Origin of the sequence: Paenibacillus sp. FSL W8-0439 (assembly GCF_038008995.1) — a bacterium.
GTDB lineage: Bacteria > Bacillota > Bacilli > Paenibacillales > Paenibacillaceae > Paenibacillus > Paenibacillus polymyxa.
The window spans coordinates 2,276,251-2,295,229 of sequence record NZ_JBBPAK010000001.1; the positions used below are offsets into that span (position 1 = coordinate 2,276,251).

Sequence of the window (18,979 nt, forward strand, 5' to 3'; positions counted from 1 at the left end):
TCAAAGTTTCAAAGACGGATGGTTTCCAATTGAATCCATGAAGGAGGGAATAAGATGGAACGTAAAGTGCATATCATTCCTTACCAAGTGATCAAGCAGGAGCAACAAGTGAATGAAATACCGCGAGGGGTGGAGATGATCCAGGCACCTGCGGTATGGAACCAGACTCGAGGCCGAGGAGTAAAGGTGGCGGTGCTGGACACGGGCTGTGATGCGGACCATCCGGATCTGAAGGCACGCATTATTGGTGGCCGCAATTTCACGGATGATGATGAAGGTGATCTGGAAATTTTCAAGGATTACAACGGTCACGGTACACATGTGGCAGGAACCATTGCGGCAGCGGAAAATGAGAATGGTGTCGTAGGTGTCGCCCCAGAGGCAGATCTGCTCATCATCAAAGTGCTAAACAAGCAGGGCTCCGGTCAATATGACTGGATCATCCAAGGTATCTATTATGCGATTGAGCAAAAGGCAGACATCATCTCAATGTCGCTTGGTGGCCCTGAGGATGTGCCTGAGCTTCATGAAGCAGTAAAAAAGGCTGTAGCCAGCCAAATCCTGGTCATCTGTGCAGCTGGAAATGAGGGAGACGGTGACGACAGAACGGACGAGCTCGGCTACCCTGGCTGCTATAATGAAGTGATCAGCGTAGGTGCTATCAACTTTGACAGACACGCCTCAGAGTTCAGTAATTCTAATAATGAGGTGGATTTGGTTGCACCAGGAGAAGATATTTTGTCCACAGTTCCGGGCGGGAAATATGCGACCTTTAGCGGAACATCGATGGCTACTCCGCACGTAGCAGGTGCATTGGCGTTGATTAAGCAGCTGGCGAATGCGAGCTTTGAGCGTGATCTCACCGAACCGGAATTATACGCCCAACTCATCAAACGCACAATTCCACTCGGCAATTCTCCTAAGCTGGAGGGCAACGGCCTGCTGTACTTGACAGCAGTGGAGGAGCTTTCCTGTATTTTCGACACGCAACGTGTAGCGGGAATATTGAGTACAGCATCGTTGAAGGTTAAATAAGTCGTAACAACGGACTATAACGACTCTCCTAAGCGGAGAGTCTTTTTGTGCGCTTCATTATATTTGAGAATCTCCATTTACATCGTATTCAAATGTCGGGTAACATGTATCTCAAGGAAATAGTCAAGAAAAAAGTGGGGAATTAGCATGGAACAAATGATTGCAAAAGTCAGCGATCTAAGACGTACAGGACAGGCAATGGAAGCACGTGAGCTTTTATTAAAGGCCCTTGAGCAGGAGCCGAAAGAAGCGGAGTTATGGTATCAGACAGCCTGGACGCACGACGTATTGGGCATGGAAAGGGAGGCGGTTCCCTTTTATGAAAAAAGCCTAGGTATGGCATTAGCCGCAGATTCCAGGAGAGGAGCCATCCTAGGATTAAGCAGTACATATCGTGTAATAGGGGATTACGCCAAGGCGAAAGCGTGGTTGGACACAGGAATGAACGAATTTCCGGATTACAGACCGTTTCGGGTATTCTACGCTATGGTGTTATATAATCTGGGGGAACACGGGAAGGCCATGGAGGGGCTGCTCATGGAGTTGGCTGAAACGACCGCAGACATAACATTACAGGAGTACTCCCGTGCCATTCAATATTATGCTGATAAGTTAGACCAGATCGAGGAATAAGTAGGCCGGAGTGAGAGCATAAGCGGCATTGTGTATATATGTTGCCTACATAAAAAGATCACAGTCAGAGAGCAGTAGCCTCATTTTCTGACTGTGATCTTTTGCTTTTTATTTTCTAGCTGTAGGGGCCTACCTGGACGAGCTATATGCTGTGATTATTGCGCACCCTCAGTAACAGCGATTTCTTTCTCCAAGTCTACTCTGGACAAATTAGCCTTCAAGTAATCTGGTGTATCGGGCAGCACAAGATGTAGATTGGATTTTTGACAAATACGGATTGTGCACTTGTCGACAACAAAATCAAAAACATGCCCGCCTCCAGTACGTTCATCATTAATAAAATGGAGATGAAATCCGGCTACTCCAATCCCTTGGGCATAAGCAGGTGTCCAAAAGCCTGTGATCACGCCGGAAGCGTCATTAAAAGTAAAGGTAGGCTGTGACTTGGTTGCTTCGATAAATGGTTTGTAAGGCTTCACTTGATGAGGCACAGTACGTGTCTTTACTTCACGAAAAGTGCCATCCATACGGAACGCATAGAACAGATTACGGCTTGGAAACAGCTTTAGCAGCAAAGCTTCCAGCTCTTCACGATGCATGGGATGGTCAATAGTATATGTGAAATCTTCGCGGAAAAAGGTGACGGTGGAAAACGGAGTAGTTTCTTCCGGTTTTACGCGATGGGCCGTACCGTCTGGAAGCAAGTGATAAAATTCACCATCGAACGCGATCATCTCGCCATTCAGTTGATCAAAGGTACCAATTCCGAAATCCCCGTGCTTTTGCAGCTCATCAAAGGCAACAACTCCATCATAAAGACCATCTAATAGAGCAAGCATAGTGGACGTTTGGTAAATATCATGATCAGTTTCTTGCTTGGTTTCCAGTCCTGCAACGGTCATGGTAATACACTTCCTTTTGTAATTGTATGCATTCATTTTCTTTCTTTTTCAATAATAAACGTAATGTTTCAGTAAATAACACAAATAGCTCAAAAAAATTATAAAAAATAACGTGTTGCTCTTTAATTGTCACGAAACCGTCACGAGAAAGTCTCGGTAAAAGTTAGTTTAATTGATTTGGTAGCAGTTTGCGTCCCAACTGGATATTATCTTGATAATCAATCGGAATATCAACGACCACAGGGCCATCCGTATGAAGAGCTTGCTGCAATACGTTTTCCAGTTCTTCAGGAGAGTGGACGCGTAATCCGGTGGCCCCAAAGCTTTCCGCATATTTCACGACATCGACATCTCCAAATTTTACGCCAGACGTTCTGCCGTATTTAATCTGTTGTTGAAAGGCGACCATGTCATAGGTACCATCTCTCCATACAATATGCACTAGCGGTGAGTTAAGACGTACAGCGGTTTCGAGCTCCATGGATGAAAACAGAAATCCTCCGTCTCCAGAAATAGACACGACTTTTTGACCGGGGTTGACGAGTGTAGCGGCAATCCCCCAAGGCAGTGCTACGCCCAACGTCTGCATTCCGTTGCTGAATAGCAGGCGTCGCGGTTCATACGAACGGAAATACCGTGCCATCCAAATGTAGTGTGAACCGACATCACAGGTGACTGTGACGTTATCATCAATCAGACTGCGAAGTGTGCGAATAAATTGTAATGGATGAATCAGAAAATCATGCTTGTGGGCTGGAACAGCTGCTTGCTCGTTCAGATCATGGCGTAGACGATTCAATTGGTCGCAGGAGGATTTAGGTAGCTTTAAGGTAGGCAACTCTTCTGCGAGGCCACTCACAATCAGACCTATGTTCCCGATTAACTCGTAGTCCGGTTGATAATCATGATCAATATCGGCTTGATGGTCATCCAGATGAATGAGTGTTCGATTTGCCGGGATGTTCCAGTTTTTTGGGTCGTATTCGATAGGATCATAGCCAATCGTCAGTACCAAATCTGCGGCTCCAAGCAGCATATCACCCGGTTGATTTTGGAACAGCCCCACTCTTCCAAAATAGTGGTCTTCCAGTTCACGGGAGATGGCTCCAGCGGCCTGGAAGGTTTCGACAACAGGCAGATCTGTATCTCGAATAAGAGCACGGATAGCTGCGGTGGCTTCAGGCGTGCTGGCTTTCATACCGAGAAGAAGTACGGGCAGTTTGGCTTTTCTGATTTGGTCTGCGACTTGTTTGATGAGCTCGGCGGGTGCAGTCCCAAGCTGGGGAAGGGAAACCTTCTCAATGACTGTTACTTCGGATGACGAAGTCAACACGTCCTGCGGCAGGCTGACGAATGTGGCTCCAGGCTGGGCTGAGGTCGCAATCCGAAATGCATTAGCAATGGCTTCCGGTACATTATCAGGGTGTTCTACTTCTACACTGTATTTAGTGATAGGTTCGAATAGTCCGGCATTATCCATAGATTGATGTGTGCGTTTCAGGCGTTCCGATCTTGGGACTGCACCTGCAATGGCGACGACAGGATCACTTTCTGCATTCGCGGTGACAAGTCCTGTCGCCAAGTTAGACGCGCCTGGACCCGAGGTAACAATGCATACACCCGGCTTACCAGTTAATCGACCGACCGCTGCTGCCATAAAGGCGGCATTTTGTTCATGGCGGCATACGATCAATTCTGGACCCCGATCTTGAAGAACATCAAAAACAGAATCGATTTTGGCACCTGGAATGCCAAAAATATGCGTAACCCCCTGCTTAATCAAACAGTCGACAACAAGGTCGGCTCCTTTTGTATCGGATTTGGTTTTAGTTTTAGTTTGAACAGCTTGCACTTTTGTACTCAATGCTACCACCTCTTCTTCTTCGTGTGTGAAATAAACTAATGAAATACTTTCAATGTAAATCAATGGATGTATATTGCAATTATAATACAATAACTGGTATTTTCAAGAAAGAAATTTTCAGAAAAAAAGAGAAAATCGTATAAAACGTTTTCAAAGTTTGATTTATCGCGGAAATTAAAATTTGTGGAATTTTCTTATGGTCTCAGTCATCGAGAAGGTTTAGAACAGTTCTCCTCAAATGGGGGCAGATCATTTTTATCCGCTCACATGATAAAAATCACTTTCCTCTACAAAGGATAGCGGTTACAATGTAATTGTTGTTAACGTAAACATTAAATTTAAGGTGAAGTAATCCAGCGTGATAGGATGTACAGAAATCATATTATAGCTTTTTCATCCTGTATAACCACGTGGATTTCTATGTTATGGAGAATGTAATTGTTAAAAGGTAAGTAGAGCTCGAATATTTTTGTTAACGTTAACAATTAATTAAGAAACACGATTATAGAAGGGATGAGAAAGTAATGACCAAAACGTTTTTAGACGAAAACTTTTTGTTGAGCAATCCAACGGCTGAAACCTTGTATCATCAATATGCCAAGGATATGCCGATTATTGACTATCATTGTCATTTAAGTCCACAAGAAATTTATGAAAATAAAAAATTCAAGAATATTACGGAAGCTTGGTTGTACGGTGATCATTACAAGTGGAGACTTATGCGGGCCAATGGGGTCGAGGAGCGATTGATCACGGGTGATGGTGAAGATTATGATAAGTTTCTGGCCTGGGCCAAAACTGTACCTACATTGATCGGCAACCCGTTGTACCATTGGACACATTTGGAGCTTCAACGCTTTTTTGGTGTCTACGAGTTGCTGAATGAACAGAACGCACCTGTGATTTGGGAAAAGGTAAACCAAAAGCTGCAGGGGCCGGGCTATGGGGCACGTGATCTGATTGTGAACTCGAAGGTAACTGTCGTGTGCACCACGGATGATCCGACCGACCATCTCGAATACCACAAACAAATCAGCAAGCTGACCGATTTCCCAGTAGCTGTGTTGCCAAGCTTCCGCCCCGACAAAGCTTTGGAAATTAATCGTGAAACCTTCCAGCCATGGGTGGCTCGATTGGGTGAAGTCAGCGGATTGGACGTTTCCGGGTTTGAAGGATTTTTGAATGCGCTGGCAAGCCGGGTGCGCCATTTTCATGCTGCCGGAGGTCGGGTATCTGATCATGCGCTGGATACTGTAGTTTTTGAAGAAACAACACCGGAGGAAGCAGCAGCCATATTCAGCAAGGGGCTGGAGGAAGGCCGTGTGACTCCTTTGGAAGAGGCGAAATATAAGTCGTACGTGCTGGTCTTCCTTGGCAAACAGTATGCAGAACACGGCTGGGCGATGCAGTACCATATTCACGCGCTGCGTAACAACAACACTGCGATGTTCCGTCGTTTGGGACCGGATACAGGTTACGATGCTGTTAATGATGGTTCCCTCGCCCGTCCACTGGCAGCATTACTGGACGCACAGGAACTGGCAGGAGGATTGCCAAGAACCATTTTGTATTCGCTTAATTCGGTTGACTATCCAGTATTGGCAAGTCTCGCAGGCAGTTTCCAATCCGGCGGTACAGTAGGGAAAATCCAGTTTGGTACCGCTTGGTGGTTTAATGACCATATCGAAGGTATGCAGGAGCAGATGAAGTTGCTGGCTAATTACGGAGTGCTATCCCGCTTTATTGGCATGCTGACGGATTCGCGCAGCTTTCTATCTTACACACGTCATGAATATTTCCGCCGTATCCTTTGCGATTTAATCGGAACGTGGGTTCAGGAGGGCAAGGCCCCTGAGGATCTGGAACTGCTCGGAGCCATGGTACAAAATATTTGCTACAATAACGCCGAGCAATATTTTAACTTCCCAACGGTTGTTCATAGTAAGTGACGCTACATTCTAAAGTGAGGACTCACTAACTTCAGAGAAAAGGAGCTCTTGCTAGGAGCTTGTACCCATCTCCCGGCAAGAGCAATTAAAAACCAAAATAGATATCAATGAGTATGTGAAAATAATTACAAGTGTAGAGGAGTGTGTAGGTATGGGAGTGCCTATCGTGCAGGAGAGCGTCCAAACTGACAACAAGACAGGTGAGCATATTAGCCTGAAAGAAAAGATTTCGTATGGTATGGGTGACTTTGGAAACGGATTCATGTTTGATTTGGGGCAGTTGTATTTGCTGAAATTTTTTACGGATGTAGCAGGGGTTTCTGCAGGAGCCGCCGCAGGCATTTTCTTGGTCAGCAAGCTGTTTGCCGCCGTCTGTGATCCCATTGTAGGGTCCTTTGTTGATTATCGCAAACATATCGGTACACGCGGAAAATTTAGACCTTTTCTTGTCGTTGGAAGCGTTATCCTAGCAATTCTTACGGTTCTTACCTTTATTTCGCCGAATATTTCACCCACAGGCAAACTCATTTACGCCTACGCGTCCTATATGATCTGGGGGATTGGTTACTCTATTGTAAACATTCCATACGGCTCGTTGGGTGCTGCCATTACGCAGGATACTCAGCAACGTGCTTCGTTGTCATCTTTCCGTCAGGCGGGATCACTAGGTGCATTATTCGTAACCAGTGTCGTGGTCATGCCGCTTATTTTATTGTTTCCTAACCATCATGTTGGCTATCCGGTGGTCATGGGGATCATGTCATTCATTGGTGTGATCGCTTTCATCATATGTTACCGAGGAACGAAAGAACGTATTATTAGCCAGTCCGGGCCAAAAGAGAAGCTATCTTTAGGCGTGATTGTGCACACCTTTACGAATAATAAACCCTTGCTGGTGCTCGTTTTAATGACGATTTTCACCATTTCCGCTTACAATATCAAGTCCGCACTGTTGATCTATTTTGCCGAATATAATTTGGGACATGTAGAATTAATGGCGTATATGAATTTTATTATTATCGGTTCGTCACTGCTGGGTGTATTGTTCCTGCCCAAACTGGTACGGCGTTTTGGTAAACGTAAAACGGCAATCTTAGGGATGCTAGTTAGCGTTATTGCCGATTCGATTAACTTTTTGATGCCTTCCAACGTATATATTTTCACAATTCTGGCGAGTATTTCGTTCATTGGTATTAGTATTCCCAACGGGGTTACCTGGGCATTCGTGTCCGATATCATTGATTACGGCGAATGGTCATCCGGGGAGCGCAAGGAAGGGATTACCTACTCACTATTTAACTTTTCACGTAAATTGGCTCAATCCTTGTCCGGCTTTCTATCGGGTATTGGACTGGCGCTTGTAGGATATGTACCGAATGTGATTCAATCCTCTGGAACGCTGCTTGGAATCAAAGCCTTGCTTTGTCTTTATCCGGCTGTTGCCTTGGCATTGGCCATGCTAGTAATCGGTAAAATGTACAAACTGACGGACAGCAGACATGCAGAAATGGTTCAAGAATTACAGCGTCGACATGCGGACAACCGCGTATAATTTGTGAAGGTCTTCTTTTCCGGGCGGCTCCTGTGGTATGGTGAGTATATAATTTTTTAGAGCCTTACTAAGGAAAGGATACGTATATGGCAGCTACTATTAAAGACATTGCCAAACTGGCTAATGTTTCCCATACAACCGTCTCCCGGGCGCTCAATAACAGCCCGCTGATTAAAGAAGATACGAAACGCAAAATTATGGAGTTGGCAGAGCAGCTCAATTACATTCCAAATTACAATGCTAAAAGCCTGGTTCTCCAGCGCTCGCATACGATAGGCCTGTTTTTCACCAGTATTTCAGAAGGCACCAGCTCCAGTTTTTTTGCGGATACCATCCGTGGAGTTAACAACGTCATTGGGGTGGATTACAATCTGTTTGTGCGAGGAATTGACGATTACGCTGATTTTTCTGCTATTCATCGCAAGCGTTTTGATGGCATCATTCTGATGAGTCAAAGCGAAGCGGACAACCCTTTTATTTATCATGTGCTAGGTCAAGGCATTCCGCTAGTTGTACTGAACCGGCAGGTGTCTGGGGCTGGGATTGTAAATGTGATTTCTAATGATAAGGAAGGCTCCTATGAAGCTGTTTCCTTTCTCATTGAAAGCGGGCATGAACGCATTGCGATTATCGAGGGGGTAGAAGGCTTCAAGTCGACCCAGCAACGCCGCGAAGGTTTCATGAATGCATTAATTGATCGTGGTAAGCCGATCCGACACGAATATATTGTGCAGGGTCACTATGATACGGAAAGCGGAAGTCTGGCAATGAAGCAACTGCTTGCCTTGGAAGAACCACCGACAGCAGTGTTTTGCTCTAACGATGATATGGCTATTGGTGCGATGAATGCGGTATTTGAAAATGGCTTGAAAGTACCGGAGGATATCTCTATCATTGGGTTTGACGATATCGGCTTCTCAATGTATACGACTCCACCGTTAACGACGGTCAAAAGACCGATTGAGCAGATTAGCGAGCGCGGAGCCGCTTGCATTCTGGAACGAATTCAGTCACCGTCCAATGAGGGCGAGCTTATATTTATGGAAACCGCGCTCATGAAGCGGAAATCGACGGCAGACAGACTACGCTGAGTTTTGTTATGTAAAAGAGGCAAGCCCCAAAGGGGCAGGAACAATGCTCAAGCACTGTTCCTGCCCCTTTTTTGTTGAAATGAGCACTGCTTCGTCATGTATTTAACGAAAGAGATTGGTTTTAGCCAGTTCAACAATCTCGTCCCCGCGTCCGTTCAGCACGGCTTTCATCATCCACAGTGTAAATCCCTCTGCTTGCTTAAGATTAATTTTAGGTGGCATGGATAGTTCCTGGCGGTTCACCACCACATCTACCACAACAGGGCCGTCATGAGCCAATGCTTGCTGAATGGCATCCTCCAGCATGGTCGGATCTTCAACCCGAATGCCCTTAAGTCCCATGGCTTGTGCTACAGCACCAAAATCAGGGTTAACCAGTTCAGTCCCGTTTTCCAAGAATCCGGCTGCTTTCATTTCCAACTCGACAAAGCCGAGAGCGCCATTGTTGAAAACAATAACTTTTACAGGCAGTTGATGCTGTTTTAGGGTGAGCAGGTCGCCCATCAGCATCGTGAGTCCACCATCGCCTGAGAGGGCAATCACCTGTCGGTTAGGCTCAGTGGCTTGCGCACCGATCGCCTGCGGCAGTGCATTTGCCATCGTACCATGATTGAAGGAACCGAGAAGTCGGCGCTGACCGTTCATTTGCAAATAACGCGCTGCCCATACTGTGGGAGTACCGACATCACAAGTGAAAATAGCATTTTCCTGGGCGGCATCACTGATAACCTTGGCGAGATATTGCGGATGGATCGGCATATGACCTGGCTTACCAACCGCCAGATCGTCCAGCTCCTGGCGTACCTTGGCATAATGGGAGACGGTTTTTTCCAGATGCTTGGCATCATGCTTCGACGTTAAATGAGGAAGCAGCATTTCCAACGTTGCCCTTACATCCCCGCATAAACCATACGTCAACGGAGTTCGTCTGCCGAGATGGGAAGGATCTATGTCTACCTGTAGGACAATCGCATCTTCAGGATAAAATTGTCTGTAAGGAAAGTCTGTTCCGAGCATGAGCAGGACGTCACAATCCATCAAGGCATGGTACCCGGAAGAATACCCGATCAGTCCCGTCAATCCAGCATAATAAGGGTTGTTATATTCCAAATATTCCTTGCCTCGCAGAGCGGATACCATGGGAGACTTTAGCTTGTCGCACAGCTGCATAAGCAAGTCGTGAGAGTGAGCACAACCAGCGCCACATAGCAGCGTAATTCGTTTACCGTTATTTAAATATTCGGCCAGCCGGGAAATTTCAGAAGCGGATGGATGGACGACAGGTGCTGTGGGGTGATAGACATGTTCAGGAGTGGGCACCTTTTCAGCTTCCAAAGCTGCTACGTCACCGGGAAGAACAATGACGGAAACACCTGAACGTGAAACTGCCTCCTGAATAGCCATGGTCACTGTTCTTGGAATTTGACGCGGTGTCGTAATTACCTCACAAAAGTGACTGCATTCTCCAAAAAGATGCTCAGGGTGTGTAGCCTGAAAATATTCACTTCCGATTTCATCACTTGGAATATGAGCCGCAATAGCAAGTACAGGCACTCGATTGCGGTGGCAATCATATAAACCGTTAATCAGATGCAGATTCCCGGGGCCGCTACTACCGGCACATACGGCAATGCTGCCACTAAGATCAGCATCTGCTCCAGCTGCAAAGGCAGCCACTTCTTCGTGCCTTACATGAATCCATTCAATTTGACCATTGCTGCGAATGGAATCCACCATATTATTTAATGAATCTCCAACGATGCCATAGATCCGCTTGACCCCTGCATTAACTAAAACTTGTACAATAGTATCTGCGATTGTCTTCATAGATGCTCCTCCTGCCTAGTAAGTAGTGTTATCCTGCCCGTGCTTTCTTGCGTCTATTCTGCTGAAATGTATATATGAACAAGGTCTCGGGATAGGGTAATAGTTAGCCTTAACCGTCTTGGAACAGGTGCGAAACAACGCAAGAAGGACAATATACTTGCATATTTTTATATAAACGTATATGTTAACGTGTTCATATTATTGTCATTATTATTTTTTTAAACTAAAAATGTTGATAAAACTATTTTGTTAACGTGTGCATTGTGATAAAATAACGGTGAAATCATTATGGTACTAGTGGGAGGCTACTCCAGATGAAACATGTAGATGAATTAGACCAATTAAACAGAAAAAGCTTTATCATTACAGAACCACATCCCGAGAGGGTACTGCAATTCGGGGAAGGGAACTTCCTGCGTGCTTTTGTAGACTGGCAAATTGACAAAATGAATAAGCTGGCAGAATGGAATACAGGGGTTGTGATTGTACAACCGCAGCCAGGAGGCCTTGTGGAGAAGCTTAACGTACAGGATGGTCTCTATACGGTTATCCTTGAAGGAATTAAGGACGGGAAAGCCATGAAAGAGCATACCGTTGTGGAGTGCGTCACTCGTGGTATTAATCCATACGGCCCGGAATTCATGGAGTATGAAGCATTATCCCAAAAGCCAGAGCTGCGCTTTATTGTTTCAAACACAACGGAGGCAGGGATCGCTTATGCACCTGAGGATCAATTGGAAGATCGCCCGCAAAAAAGCTTTCCAGGCAAGCTGACCGCCTTTCTGTACAAGCGCTTTCAATTTTTCGGGGGCGATCAAAGCAAGGGACTGGTCATTATTCCGTGCGAACTCATCGACCGTAATGGAGACGCTCTCAAGGAAATCGTGCTGAAATATGCGAACCAATGGGAGCTTGGGGCCGAATTTATTGCATGGCTAGAGAAAGCGAATACGTTCTGCAACAGTTTGGTGGATCGGATTGTACCTGGTTATCCCAAAGACCGGATTCATGAAATCCAAGCGGAATTGGGTTACAAGGACGATTTGGTTGTTGTGGGCGAACAGTATCATTTATGGGTTATTGAAGGGCCACAGTGGCTTAAAGAAGAATTACCTGCTCATTTGGCTGGATTGAATGTACTGATTGTCGACGATATGGCGCCATATCGTACACGGAAGGTGCGCATTTTGAATGGGGCACATACGGCGCTTACCCCTGTAGCCTATCTATATGGCCTGGATACAGTGGGGCAAGCGGTCGAGCATAAGGTTATGGGCGAATATATCCAGTCGTTGATTCGAGAAGAAATTGTTCCGACACTGGACTCGCCAGCAGCGGAATTGAATGTTTATGCCGACGATGTGATTGAACGGTTCCGTAATCCCTATGTAAGTCATTATGTCATGAGCATCGCATTGAATTCGGTGTCCAAGTTCAAGACACGGAACTTGCCATCCTTGCTACAGTATGTGGCACAGCGTAAGGCGTTGCCTGCCAAAATCGTATTTTCGCTAGCGTCCTTATTCGTATTTTACCGGGGAGACAGAAATGGCGAGTCGATTGCATTGGCCGACGAAGCGGAAGTATTGAGCACGTTTGGCGAACTGTGGAGTACGTATGACGGATCTCTCGCTGGAGCGAAGCAATTGACCGAGCAGGTACTCAGCAAACAGACATGGTGGGGTCAAGATCTGAATCAGATCGAAGGGCTGGCTGAACAAACGGCGCAGCACGTGTATGAAATTACAAGCAGAGGAATGAAGGAGACGCTCGATTCCCTAACCGGGAACAGCGTACCTGGAGCATAAGCAAGGAGGAGACTGGAATGCTGGAATTCATTCAAATTCATGATCAAGATAACGTGGCTGTCGCTTTGCGTGATTACAAGCAGGGAGAGACGCTGGCATGGGGAGCACAACAACAAGAACAATGCGTGGAGCTGGCGGAGGATGTAGCGCGTGGGCACAAAATTGCGTTGCAGGACATCCCTAAAGGTGGGCATGTCCTGAAATACGGATATCCCATCGGTCATGCCATTCAGCCCATTCAGACAGGTCAACATGTGCATACGCATAATACGAAAACGAATCTGACAGGTGTGGAGGAATATACTTATAAGCCTAAACCAGCTCCTCATATATATGAACAGGAGAGTCGGACGTTTCAAGGATTTCGGCGCAAGGATGGTCGTGTAGGGATTCGCAATGAGTTGTGGATTGTGCCGACGGTAGGCTGTGTGAATGGAATTGCCGAACTCATTTTAAACCGCTTCAAGCAGGAAGTGGGAGATATCTCACCTTTTGAAAATGCACTTGTGCTCAAGCATAACTATGGATGTTCTCAGTTGGGCGACGACCATGCACATACGCGCACGATTTTGATTGATGCAGTGAAACACGCGAATGCAGGTGGCGTACTAGTACTTGGTTTGGGTTGTGAGAACAATGAAATGAAAGAATTTAAAGAAGCCATCGGGGAATATGACGCGGAGCGGGTGAAGTTTTTACTTTCCCAGGAGGTGTCGGATGAAGTGGAGGAAGGGGTAAAGCTGCTCCATGAAATTTTTGCAGCTGTGCAAGAAGATCGAAGGGAGCCTGTACCTTTGTCTGAGCTGAACATCGGCTTGAAATGCGGTGGATCTGACGGTCTGTCGGGTATTACTGCCAATCCACTGCTTGGACGATTGTCGGATTATATGGCAGCACAGGGTGGAACGACCGTACTGACGGAGGTACCCGAAATGTTCGGCGCGGAGACGATTTTAATGGAGCGCGCTGCCGATGAGCAAGTATTCGATAAGATCGTACATTTGATTAACGATTTTAAACAATATTTTCTGGATTATAAGCAGCCAGTATACGAAAATCCGTCACCAGGCAATAAAGCAGGCGGCATCACGACACTGGAGGATAAATCACTGGGCTGTACGCAAAAATCCGGGTCCTCCACGGTCACCGATGTTATTCAGTACGGAGAGCGTCTCAAGACCAAGGGGCTTAATCTGCTCAGCGCACCGGGGAACGATCTAGTTGCTTCTTCGGCGCTTGCTGCAGCGGGCTGTCAGCTCGTCATATTCACAACCGGGCGCGGCACGCCTTTTGGCTCCTTCGTTCCGACGATGAAGGTGTCGACCAACTCGCCGCTATATAAGGCTAAACCTCACTGGATCGACTATAACGCTGGTTCACTGGTGGAGGATGTCAGTATGGAAGATGCGCTACGCAACTTTGTCGATTACATTATTGATGTAGCCAGTGGAACCTGGGTGAATAATGAGAAAAACAATTTCAGGGAGCTTGCTATCTTCAAAAATGGTGTTACATTGTAAAGGGTTGTAACCTAAAAGGAGGCGGAAGAATCCGCCTCCTTTTTGTGTTTGAATGCTGCTAAATACACATGTTAGACTTACTGCAAACCATACTATACGGATATTCGCATAAGGGGGAAATACAGTGCCACATGACATTATTGCTTATCGAGAAGAAAATCATGATCAACTCGTAGATATTTGGCTTCGGGCAGTACGCCAAACGCACACATTTTTGTCTGAAGAGGACATTCAATTTTACCATCACATCGTAAGTAACGGCGCTTTTAGAGAAATTGAGGTTTGGGTAGAATGTACTGAACTTCAGGAGCCCACGGGTTTTATCGGGCTGGACGGGCAGAAAATAGAGATGCTGTTTGTCGACCCAGAACGGCATGGACAGGGCACAGGCAGCCGACTTATCAAGCATGCTGAAAAAATAAAAGGGACGCACCTCAAAGTAGATGTGAATGAGCAAAACGAGAAGGCGCATGCTTTCTATAGACATTATGGCTTTAAACAAACAGGACGATCTGCGCTGGATGGATCAGGTCGGGCATTTCCGTTGCTTCATATGGAACTGAACAAATGAATGCTCTATAGGATCTACATTTTGAAAACTGGAATATTTTATAATTTCCCTTGTCATATGTTTGATTTCATGATATAACTTAATTACGTTATAAATACGTAATTAAGTTATTTTTTGATTAGGATATAGATCATGGTTTGTTTGATGAGTACAAAAGTCGGACAAGGAGGTGGGGAGGGTGGATGATCTTGTTCACTCCGACATCACAGATCTAGACACACTTGTTAACATGATTAAGCTGTCCTTTTCGTTTATGGATGGTACCCATATGATCGCTTTATGCGATCAGCTGTATTACCACGTCAACCAGAAGTATCAAGAGTGGCAGCTCTACAAAGCATTCAAGAAACCTATACAACCGATACATACCAAACGGCCGTTAGTCTACTATTACGGCTACAGTCATCTTATGAAAGGCATGGCCTTCCAAAAACAGGGCAAGTATGAGGCCGCCCGAGACTGCATTGAAAAATATGCAGAGTTAGGCTGGTTTAATGGTCTCGATCCATATGGAGAAGCAGAAGTGGATTATTATCGCCATGCTGCGAGAGCTAATTTATATGCTCTTGATATTTTGTCAGGTCGTTCCGAAATGTTGCAGGAATACGTTCAATTTCTTCGTGACAATCCGGAAGAGCTGTTACCAGGACTTCTTTCCATTGTTGAGGGAGCGACCAGACACGACTATCCTTTGGAGCGCGTGCTTGAATCATTTGCCGAACAAATTGAGGATTTTAAATATTTTGAAGAGCCTGTGAATGTTTCATATTATTTTCGCTTCTGCTATCAGTTGGCTCTTTATTATATAAAACTGCGGCAGTTTAGGGTTGCGTTGGGCTATATCCTGCAATCTCTCAAGCTGTCCGATACTCTGGGTATGGAACATGAGCATGAGTTTAGGAAATGTACTGCTATATTTGAGATTTTCAGATCCCAAGCTACGGCAACACAGCAAGACCAATATATAACTATTCTAAAAGGAGTGTTAAAGGATGAAAAAATTGATTTCACGCCCGTTGTCGCTCAGTCTGTTTAGTTTGCTAATGTTTGTTACTAGTCATGATCTCATCACCGTGTTTTATCATGGAGCCAATCATTAATAAGTGAGAATGGTAAAAAGTAGGATGTTTTGATTAACCAAATAGCAAGTAAGCTCATGAAGATCAGAGCTTGCTTGCTATTTAGCGTTTTTTATGAGGAATATTTAAGCGGTTGTAGGCTTGTGCAACAAACCTTGTTCTAATGGATGCAATGAAATCCTTGTCTGTTGGTAAGCGGGGAATGTTTCTTCTGTACTGTATGATCCAATTTTTAATGCTGCGTCCAGCGCTCGTAGCAAGCAGCCCACGAATTGCTCTGGCGAAAAGTAAATGCTTTTCCCGACCATATGAATGTGAAGCTCGTTATGGTCACGGTTGCTTACAGACAGTAATAAACCTTGACCCTGAAAACCCGTACCGATGGCGCGTACTTTGTTTATACCTGAAAGTAGTATTTCTGTTTTCAACGCACGTCCTTGTTCCTCTACAAACACAGATATCAGCCGTTTGTCAGTAACGATAACAATTTGGTTACCCTGAAACGTATGGCTAAGGTGTAGGAAATCTTTATACACTCCAATAGTTTGCTCATGCGGAGAGACAATCCCCATCCGTACAAACTCATCCAACTCTGTGACGTCGGGCTCCTGATGATTTTTAATTCGTTTTTTGATACTGAATTGAATGGTCAAGATCCCCAAGATAGCTATAAGAAAAGCACTAAGGCGGACGTGGTATATAAAGAACATCAAAACGATAAAGCCGCCGAGTAACCACTGTCCCCAAGTCAAATAACGCAGCTTTTGTTGTGCCGTACGGCGATAATAACCATAGCCCTTTCCTGGCTGATACTCTTTACTTAACTTTGTCATACCACGCAGCATGGTCAATCCATAAATCGATAGGACTGTCATCCCGAGCCCCAGGAGGGTCATAAACCATTCCTGAGCTGCCACGCCGACTAAAGTACACAGGCCAAACATGAAGAACCCTGCCCAGCAGGCAAACCTTTTATTCCGAACCTGTTTCTGAATCGAACGAACCAATTCTTCCATTCTTAATCCTCCTGATCTAGGCACATAGGTAATGATTGGAATTCTATATAGTTTTATCGTACCATCTGATAGTCTTTTTCGTAAATTAATAGAAATAGAAAATCCAAGGGCTGGAATAATTTTTTTGCGTATTGTCCTATCTTCACCTGAACTTTAGACACCAAAATCAAAAAATCCAGTACTACTCATTAGAAGCAGAAGCCCCTAAAATAATGGATGTAAGTGCTTACAAAAAAAGAAGGGAGGTCTTCTGCATGAGTACAGGATGGAAAAATCCACAGCCACAGCCGTCGGTTCGATCGAGGAAGGGGACATCACTAGCGCGCAGATGGGCTCAACAAAGACATTTGCAGACCATGGCACTGCTTGGAGTGGTATGGATGATTATTTTCCATTACATTCCGATGTACGGCATTTTGATTGCTTTCAAACATTTTGACATTATTGGTACTATATCAAGCGCACCATGGGCGGGGTTAGAACATTTTCGTGCCTTCTTAGAGGATGATAGCTTCTGGTATATTGTCAAAAATACACTGGGCATTAGCCTGCTCAAGCTGGCAATAGGGTTCCCGTTACCTATTGTATTTGCTCTGTTTCTAAATGAAATCCGGTCTACGCGGTTTAAAAAATCCATTCAGACCATTTCGTACCTTCCTCACTTTCTATCATGGGTCATTCTTGGCGGAATTTTAACCACATGGCTGGCAGATACCGGGATGATCAATCAACTGTTGCTGGCTTGGGGCTGGATCGACCAGCCGATTAGTTATTTAGCGGAGCCAGGCTATTTTTGGACTATCGTCGTCAGCTCGGATATTTGGAAGGAGCTTGGATGGTCAGCTATTATTTATTTGGCAGCCATGGCGGGCGTATCTACGGACATGTACGAAGCAGCCACCATTGACGGAGCGGGACGGTTTCAGAAAATGTGGTACGTCACACTTCCCGCCATCAAGGGCACAATATCCATTTTGTTTATTTTAGCGGTCAGCGGCATATTGAACTCCAACTTTGATCAAATTCTTGTCCTGCGTAACTCGCTAAATGAAAGTGCAAGTAATGTAGTTGATATTTATGTATATCAGGTGGGCATTCAGCAGGGACGCTTCTCGTATTCTACTGCGGTGGGATTGCTAAAATCAGTTCTTGCTCTCATTTTGCTGCTGATAGCCAATTCGGTGACCAAACGGATGAATAATACCTCTCTATTTTGAAGGAGGACGGATGTATGCAGTTATTGCGACGCAGAACAGCAGGCGAAGCGATATTTGATTTCTTCAACAACATCTTCATGCTGGTTATTTGTTTTGTGACCTTATACCCCGTGTGGTATGTGCTGGTGAACTCCTTTAACGAAGGAGCTGACGCAATGCGAGGCGGCATTTACTGGTGGCCGAGACTCTTTAGTCTGGATAGCTATCAGGCTGTTTTTGCCAACAGCGGCATCATGACTGCGATGGGGGTAACGGTTGCCAAGACGCTAATTGGCACGATTGTACATGTGTTTTTTACCGCAATGATTGCATATGCATATTCCCGTAGAGAGCTGATCGGGCGTAAGCTGTATATGCTGATCGGCACCATTACCCTATTTTTCGGTGGAGGTTTGATTCCTACGTATTTGCTGATCCGTGATCTTGGGCTGCTGGACAGCTTTTGGGTGTACATCATTCCTGCAATGTTCAGCTTTTTTGACCTTATTATTTTTATGGCTTTTTTCCGGGAGCTGCCGGATGCGTTGGAGGAGGCGGCGAAAATAGACGGTGCTAACGACTTCAGCATCTTCTGCCGGATCGTACTTCCTGTATCGATGCCTGTAGTAGCGACCATTTCGTTGTTTCATGGGGTGTACCAGTGGAACGATTATTTTACAGGAATGATCTATATCAATAATACGGATCTTCAGCCGATTCAGACGTATTTGTACCGGGTTGTTGCCCAATCCAGCTCTAATCAAATGATGTCTGCCGCACCCGGGATTGTCGCCCAGTCCGTTACTTCGCAGTCCATCAAGCTGGCGACGATGGTCATAACAACGTTGCCGATTGTACTTGTATATCCATTTCTGCAAAAATATTTTGTCAAAGGGCTAATGATCGGCTCGGTTAAGGGCTAGCATATCATCCAAG

General features: G+C 45.4%; 15 protein-coding genes. 11 read left to right on the forward strand and 4 right to left on the reverse strand.

Annotated features, from left to right (window positions below; all coding sequences use genetic code 11):
- The first annotated feature begins 54 nt into the window (after window positions 1–54).
- Both MKX36_RS10130 and MKX36_RS10135 read left to right on the forward strand, forming a co-directional pair.
- Window positions 55–1,035, forward strand: a complete 981-nt coding sequence (locus MKX36_RS10130) for a S8 family peptidase (RefSeq protein WP_340864593.1) — start codon at window positions 55–57, stop codon at window positions 1,033–1,035.
- 147 nt (window positions 1,036–1,182) lie between these two features.
- The gene (locus MKX36_RS10135) at window positions 1,183–1,668 is read left to right on the forward strand and encodes a tetratricopeptide repeat protein (RefSeq protein ID WP_045243831.1); all 486 of its coding nucleotides are present in this window, start codon (window positions 1,183–1,185) and stop codon (window positions 1,666–1,668) included.
- A 155-nt stretch (window positions 1,669–1,823) separates the two neighbouring features.
- Here MKX36_RS10135 and budA read toward each other — a convergent pair whose 3' ends face one another.
- Both budA and alsS read right to left on the reverse strand, forming a co-directional pair.
- On the reverse strand, window positions 1,824–2,570 hold the full coding sequence (gene budA / locus MKX36_RS10140; RefSeq protein ID WP_340864594.1) for an acetolactate decarboxylase: 747 nt from the start codon (window positions 2,568–2,570) through the stop codon (window positions 1,824–1,826).
- Window positions 2,571–2,733: 163 nt separating this feature from the next.
- Window positions 2,734–4,443 carry an acetolactate synthase AlsS gene (gene alsS, locus MKX36_RS10145; protein WP_026065499.1) on the reverse strand — a complete coding sequence of 570 codons (1,710 nt, stop codon included), beginning with the start codon at window positions 4,441–4,443 and terminating at the stop codon, window positions 2,734–2,736.
- Between the two features lie 515 nt (window positions 4,444–4,958).
- Between alsS and uxaC the strand changes: the two genes are divergently transcribed.
- The 3 genes from uxaC (at window position 4,959) to MKX36_RS10160 (ending at window position 9,026) form a co-directional block, all read left to right on the forward strand.
- The gene (gene uxaC, locus MKX36_RS10150) at window positions 4,959–6,383 is read left to right on the forward strand and encodes a glucuronate isomerase (protein WP_025364705.1); all 1,425 of its coding nucleotides are present in this window, start codon (window positions 4,959–4,961) and stop codon (window positions 6,381–6,383) included.
- 151 nt (window positions 6,384–6,534) lie between these two features.
- On the forward strand, window positions 6,535–7,935 hold the full coding sequence (locus MKX36_RS10155) for an MFS transporter (RefSeq protein ID WP_016821072.1): 1,401 nt from the start codon (window positions 6,535–6,537) through the stop codon (window positions 7,933–7,935).
- Between the two features lie 86 nt (window positions 7,936–8,021).
- A complete protein-coding gene (locus tag MKX36_RS10160; protein WP_016821073.1) occupies window positions 8,022–9,026 on the forward strand; it encodes a LacI family DNA-binding transcriptional regulator in 1,005 nt (334 codons plus the stop codon).
- A 102-nt stretch (window positions 9,027–9,128) separates the two neighbouring features.
- On the opposite strand, the gene poxB is transcribed toward MKX36_RS10160, so the two are convergent.
- Complete coding sequence (gene poxB / locus MKX36_RS10165; protein ID WP_340864595.1) at window positions 9,129–10,853, reverse strand: ubiquinone-dependent pyruvate dehydrogenase; 1,725 nt, start codon at window positions 10,851–10,853, stop codon at window positions 9,129–9,131.
- A gap of 314 nt (window positions 10,854–11,167) precedes the next feature.
- On the opposite strand from poxB, the gene MKX36_RS10170 reads away from it, so the two are divergent.
- The 4 genes from MKX36_RS10170 (at window position 11,168) to MKX36_RS10185 (ending at window position 15,788) form a co-directional block, all read left to right on the forward strand.
- Window positions 11,168–12,661, forward strand: a complete 1,494-nt coding sequence (locus MKX36_RS10170) for a tagaturonate reductase (protein WP_340864596.1) — start codon at window positions 11,168–11,170, stop codon at window positions 12,659–12,661.
- A gap of 17 nt (window positions 12,662–12,678) precedes the next feature.
- On the forward strand, window positions 12,679–14,181 hold the full coding sequence (locus MKX36_RS10175; RefSeq protein WP_340864597.1) for a UxaA family hydrolase: 1,503 nt from the start codon (window positions 12,679–12,681) through the stop codon (window positions 14,179–14,181).
- Between the two features lie 124 nt (window positions 14,182–14,305).
- The gene (locus MKX36_RS10180) at window positions 14,306–14,752 is read left to right on the forward strand and encodes an acetyltransferase (RefSeq protein WP_019687063.1); all 447 of its coding nucleotides are present in this window, start codon (window positions 14,306–14,308) and stop codon (window positions 14,750–14,752) included.
- 178 nt (window positions 14,753–14,930) lie between these two features.
- Complete coding sequence (locus tag MKX36_RS10185; RefSeq protein WP_016821078.1) at window positions 14,931–15,788, forward strand: DNA-binding protein; 858 nt, start codon at window positions 14,931–14,933, stop codon at window positions 15,786–15,788.
- A 168-nt stretch (window positions 15,789–15,956) separates the two neighbouring features.
- Here the strand turns inward: MKX36_RS10185 and MKX36_RS10190 are convergent, their stop codons facing one another.
- Window positions 15,957–16,847 carry a hypothetical protein gene (locus tag MKX36_RS10190; RefSeq protein WP_340864598.1) on the reverse strand — a complete coding sequence of 297 codons (891 nt, stop codon included), beginning with the start codon at window positions 16,845–16,847 and terminating at the stop codon, window positions 15,957–15,959.
- Between the two features lie 254 nt (window positions 16,848–17,101).
- Between MKX36_RS10190 and MKX36_RS10195 the strand changes: the two genes are divergently transcribed.
- Together MKX36_RS10195 and MKX36_RS10200 are read left to right on the forward strand one after the other, a co-directional pair.
- Complete coding sequence (locus MKX36_RS10195; RefSeq protein WP_016821080.1) at window positions 17,102–18,064, forward strand: ABC transporter permease; 963 nt, start codon at window positions 17,102–17,104, stop codon at window positions 18,062–18,064.
- A 14-nt stretch (window positions 18,065–18,078) separates the two neighbouring features.
- Window positions 18,079–18,966 carry a carbohydrate ABC transporter permease gene (locus MKX36_RS10200; protein ID WP_016821081.1) on the forward strand — a complete coding sequence of 296 codons (888 nt, stop codon included), beginning with the start codon at window positions 18,079–18,081 and terminating at the stop codon, window positions 18,964–18,966.
- The last annotated feature ends 13 nt before the right edge of the window (window positions 18,967–18,979 follow it).

Excerpts from the sequence above, each read along its gene's own strand:
- MKX36_RS10130 (WP_340864593.1), top strand. The coding sequence starts at position 55 with ATGGAACGTAAAGTGCATATCATTCCTTACCAAGTGATCAAGCAGGAG.
- MKX36_RS10135 (WP_045243831.1), top strand. The coding sequence starts at position 1,183 with ATGGAACAAATGATTGCAAAAGTCAGCGATCTAAGACGTACAGGACAG.
- budA (WP_340864594.1), bottom strand. The coding sequence starts at position 2,570 with ATGACCGTTGCAGGACTGGAAACCAAGCAAGAAACTGATCATGATATT.
- uxaC (WP_025364705.1), top strand. The coding sequence starts at position 4,959 with ATGACCAAAACGTTTTTAGACGAAAACTTTTTGTTGAGCAATCCAACG.
- MKX36_RS10155 (WP_016821072.1), top strand. The coding sequence starts at position 6,535 with ATGGGAGTGCCTATCGTGCAGGAGAGCGTCCAAACTGACAACAAGACA.
- MKX36_RS10160 (WP_016821073.1), top strand. The coding sequence starts at position 8,022 with ATGGCAGCTACTATTAAAGACATTGCCAAACTGGCTAATGTTTCCCAT.
- poxB (WP_340864595.1), bottom strand. The coding sequence starts at position 10,853 with ATGAAGACAATCGCAGATACTATTGTACAAGTTTTAGTTAATGCAGGG.
- MKX36_RS10170 (WP_340864596.1), top strand. The coding sequence starts at position 11,168 with ATGAAACATGTAGATGAATTAGACCAATTAAACAGAAAAAGCTTTATC.
- MKX36_RS10175 (WP_340864597.1), top strand. The coding sequence starts at position 12,679 with ATGCTGGAATTCATTCAAATTCATGATCAAGATAACGTGGCTGTCGCT.
- MKX36_RS10190 (WP_340864598.1), bottom strand. The coding sequence starts at position 16,847 with ATGGAAGAATTGGTTCGTTCGATTCAGAAACAGGTTCGGAATAAAAGG.
- MKX36_RS10195 (WP_016821080.1), top strand. The coding sequence starts at position 17,102 with ATGAGTACAGGATGGAAAAATCCACAGCCACAGCCGTCGGTTCGATCG.
- MKX36_RS10200 (WP_016821081.1), top strand. The coding sequence starts at position 18,079 with ATGCAGTTATTGCGACGCAGAACAGCAGGCGAAGCGATATTTGATTTC.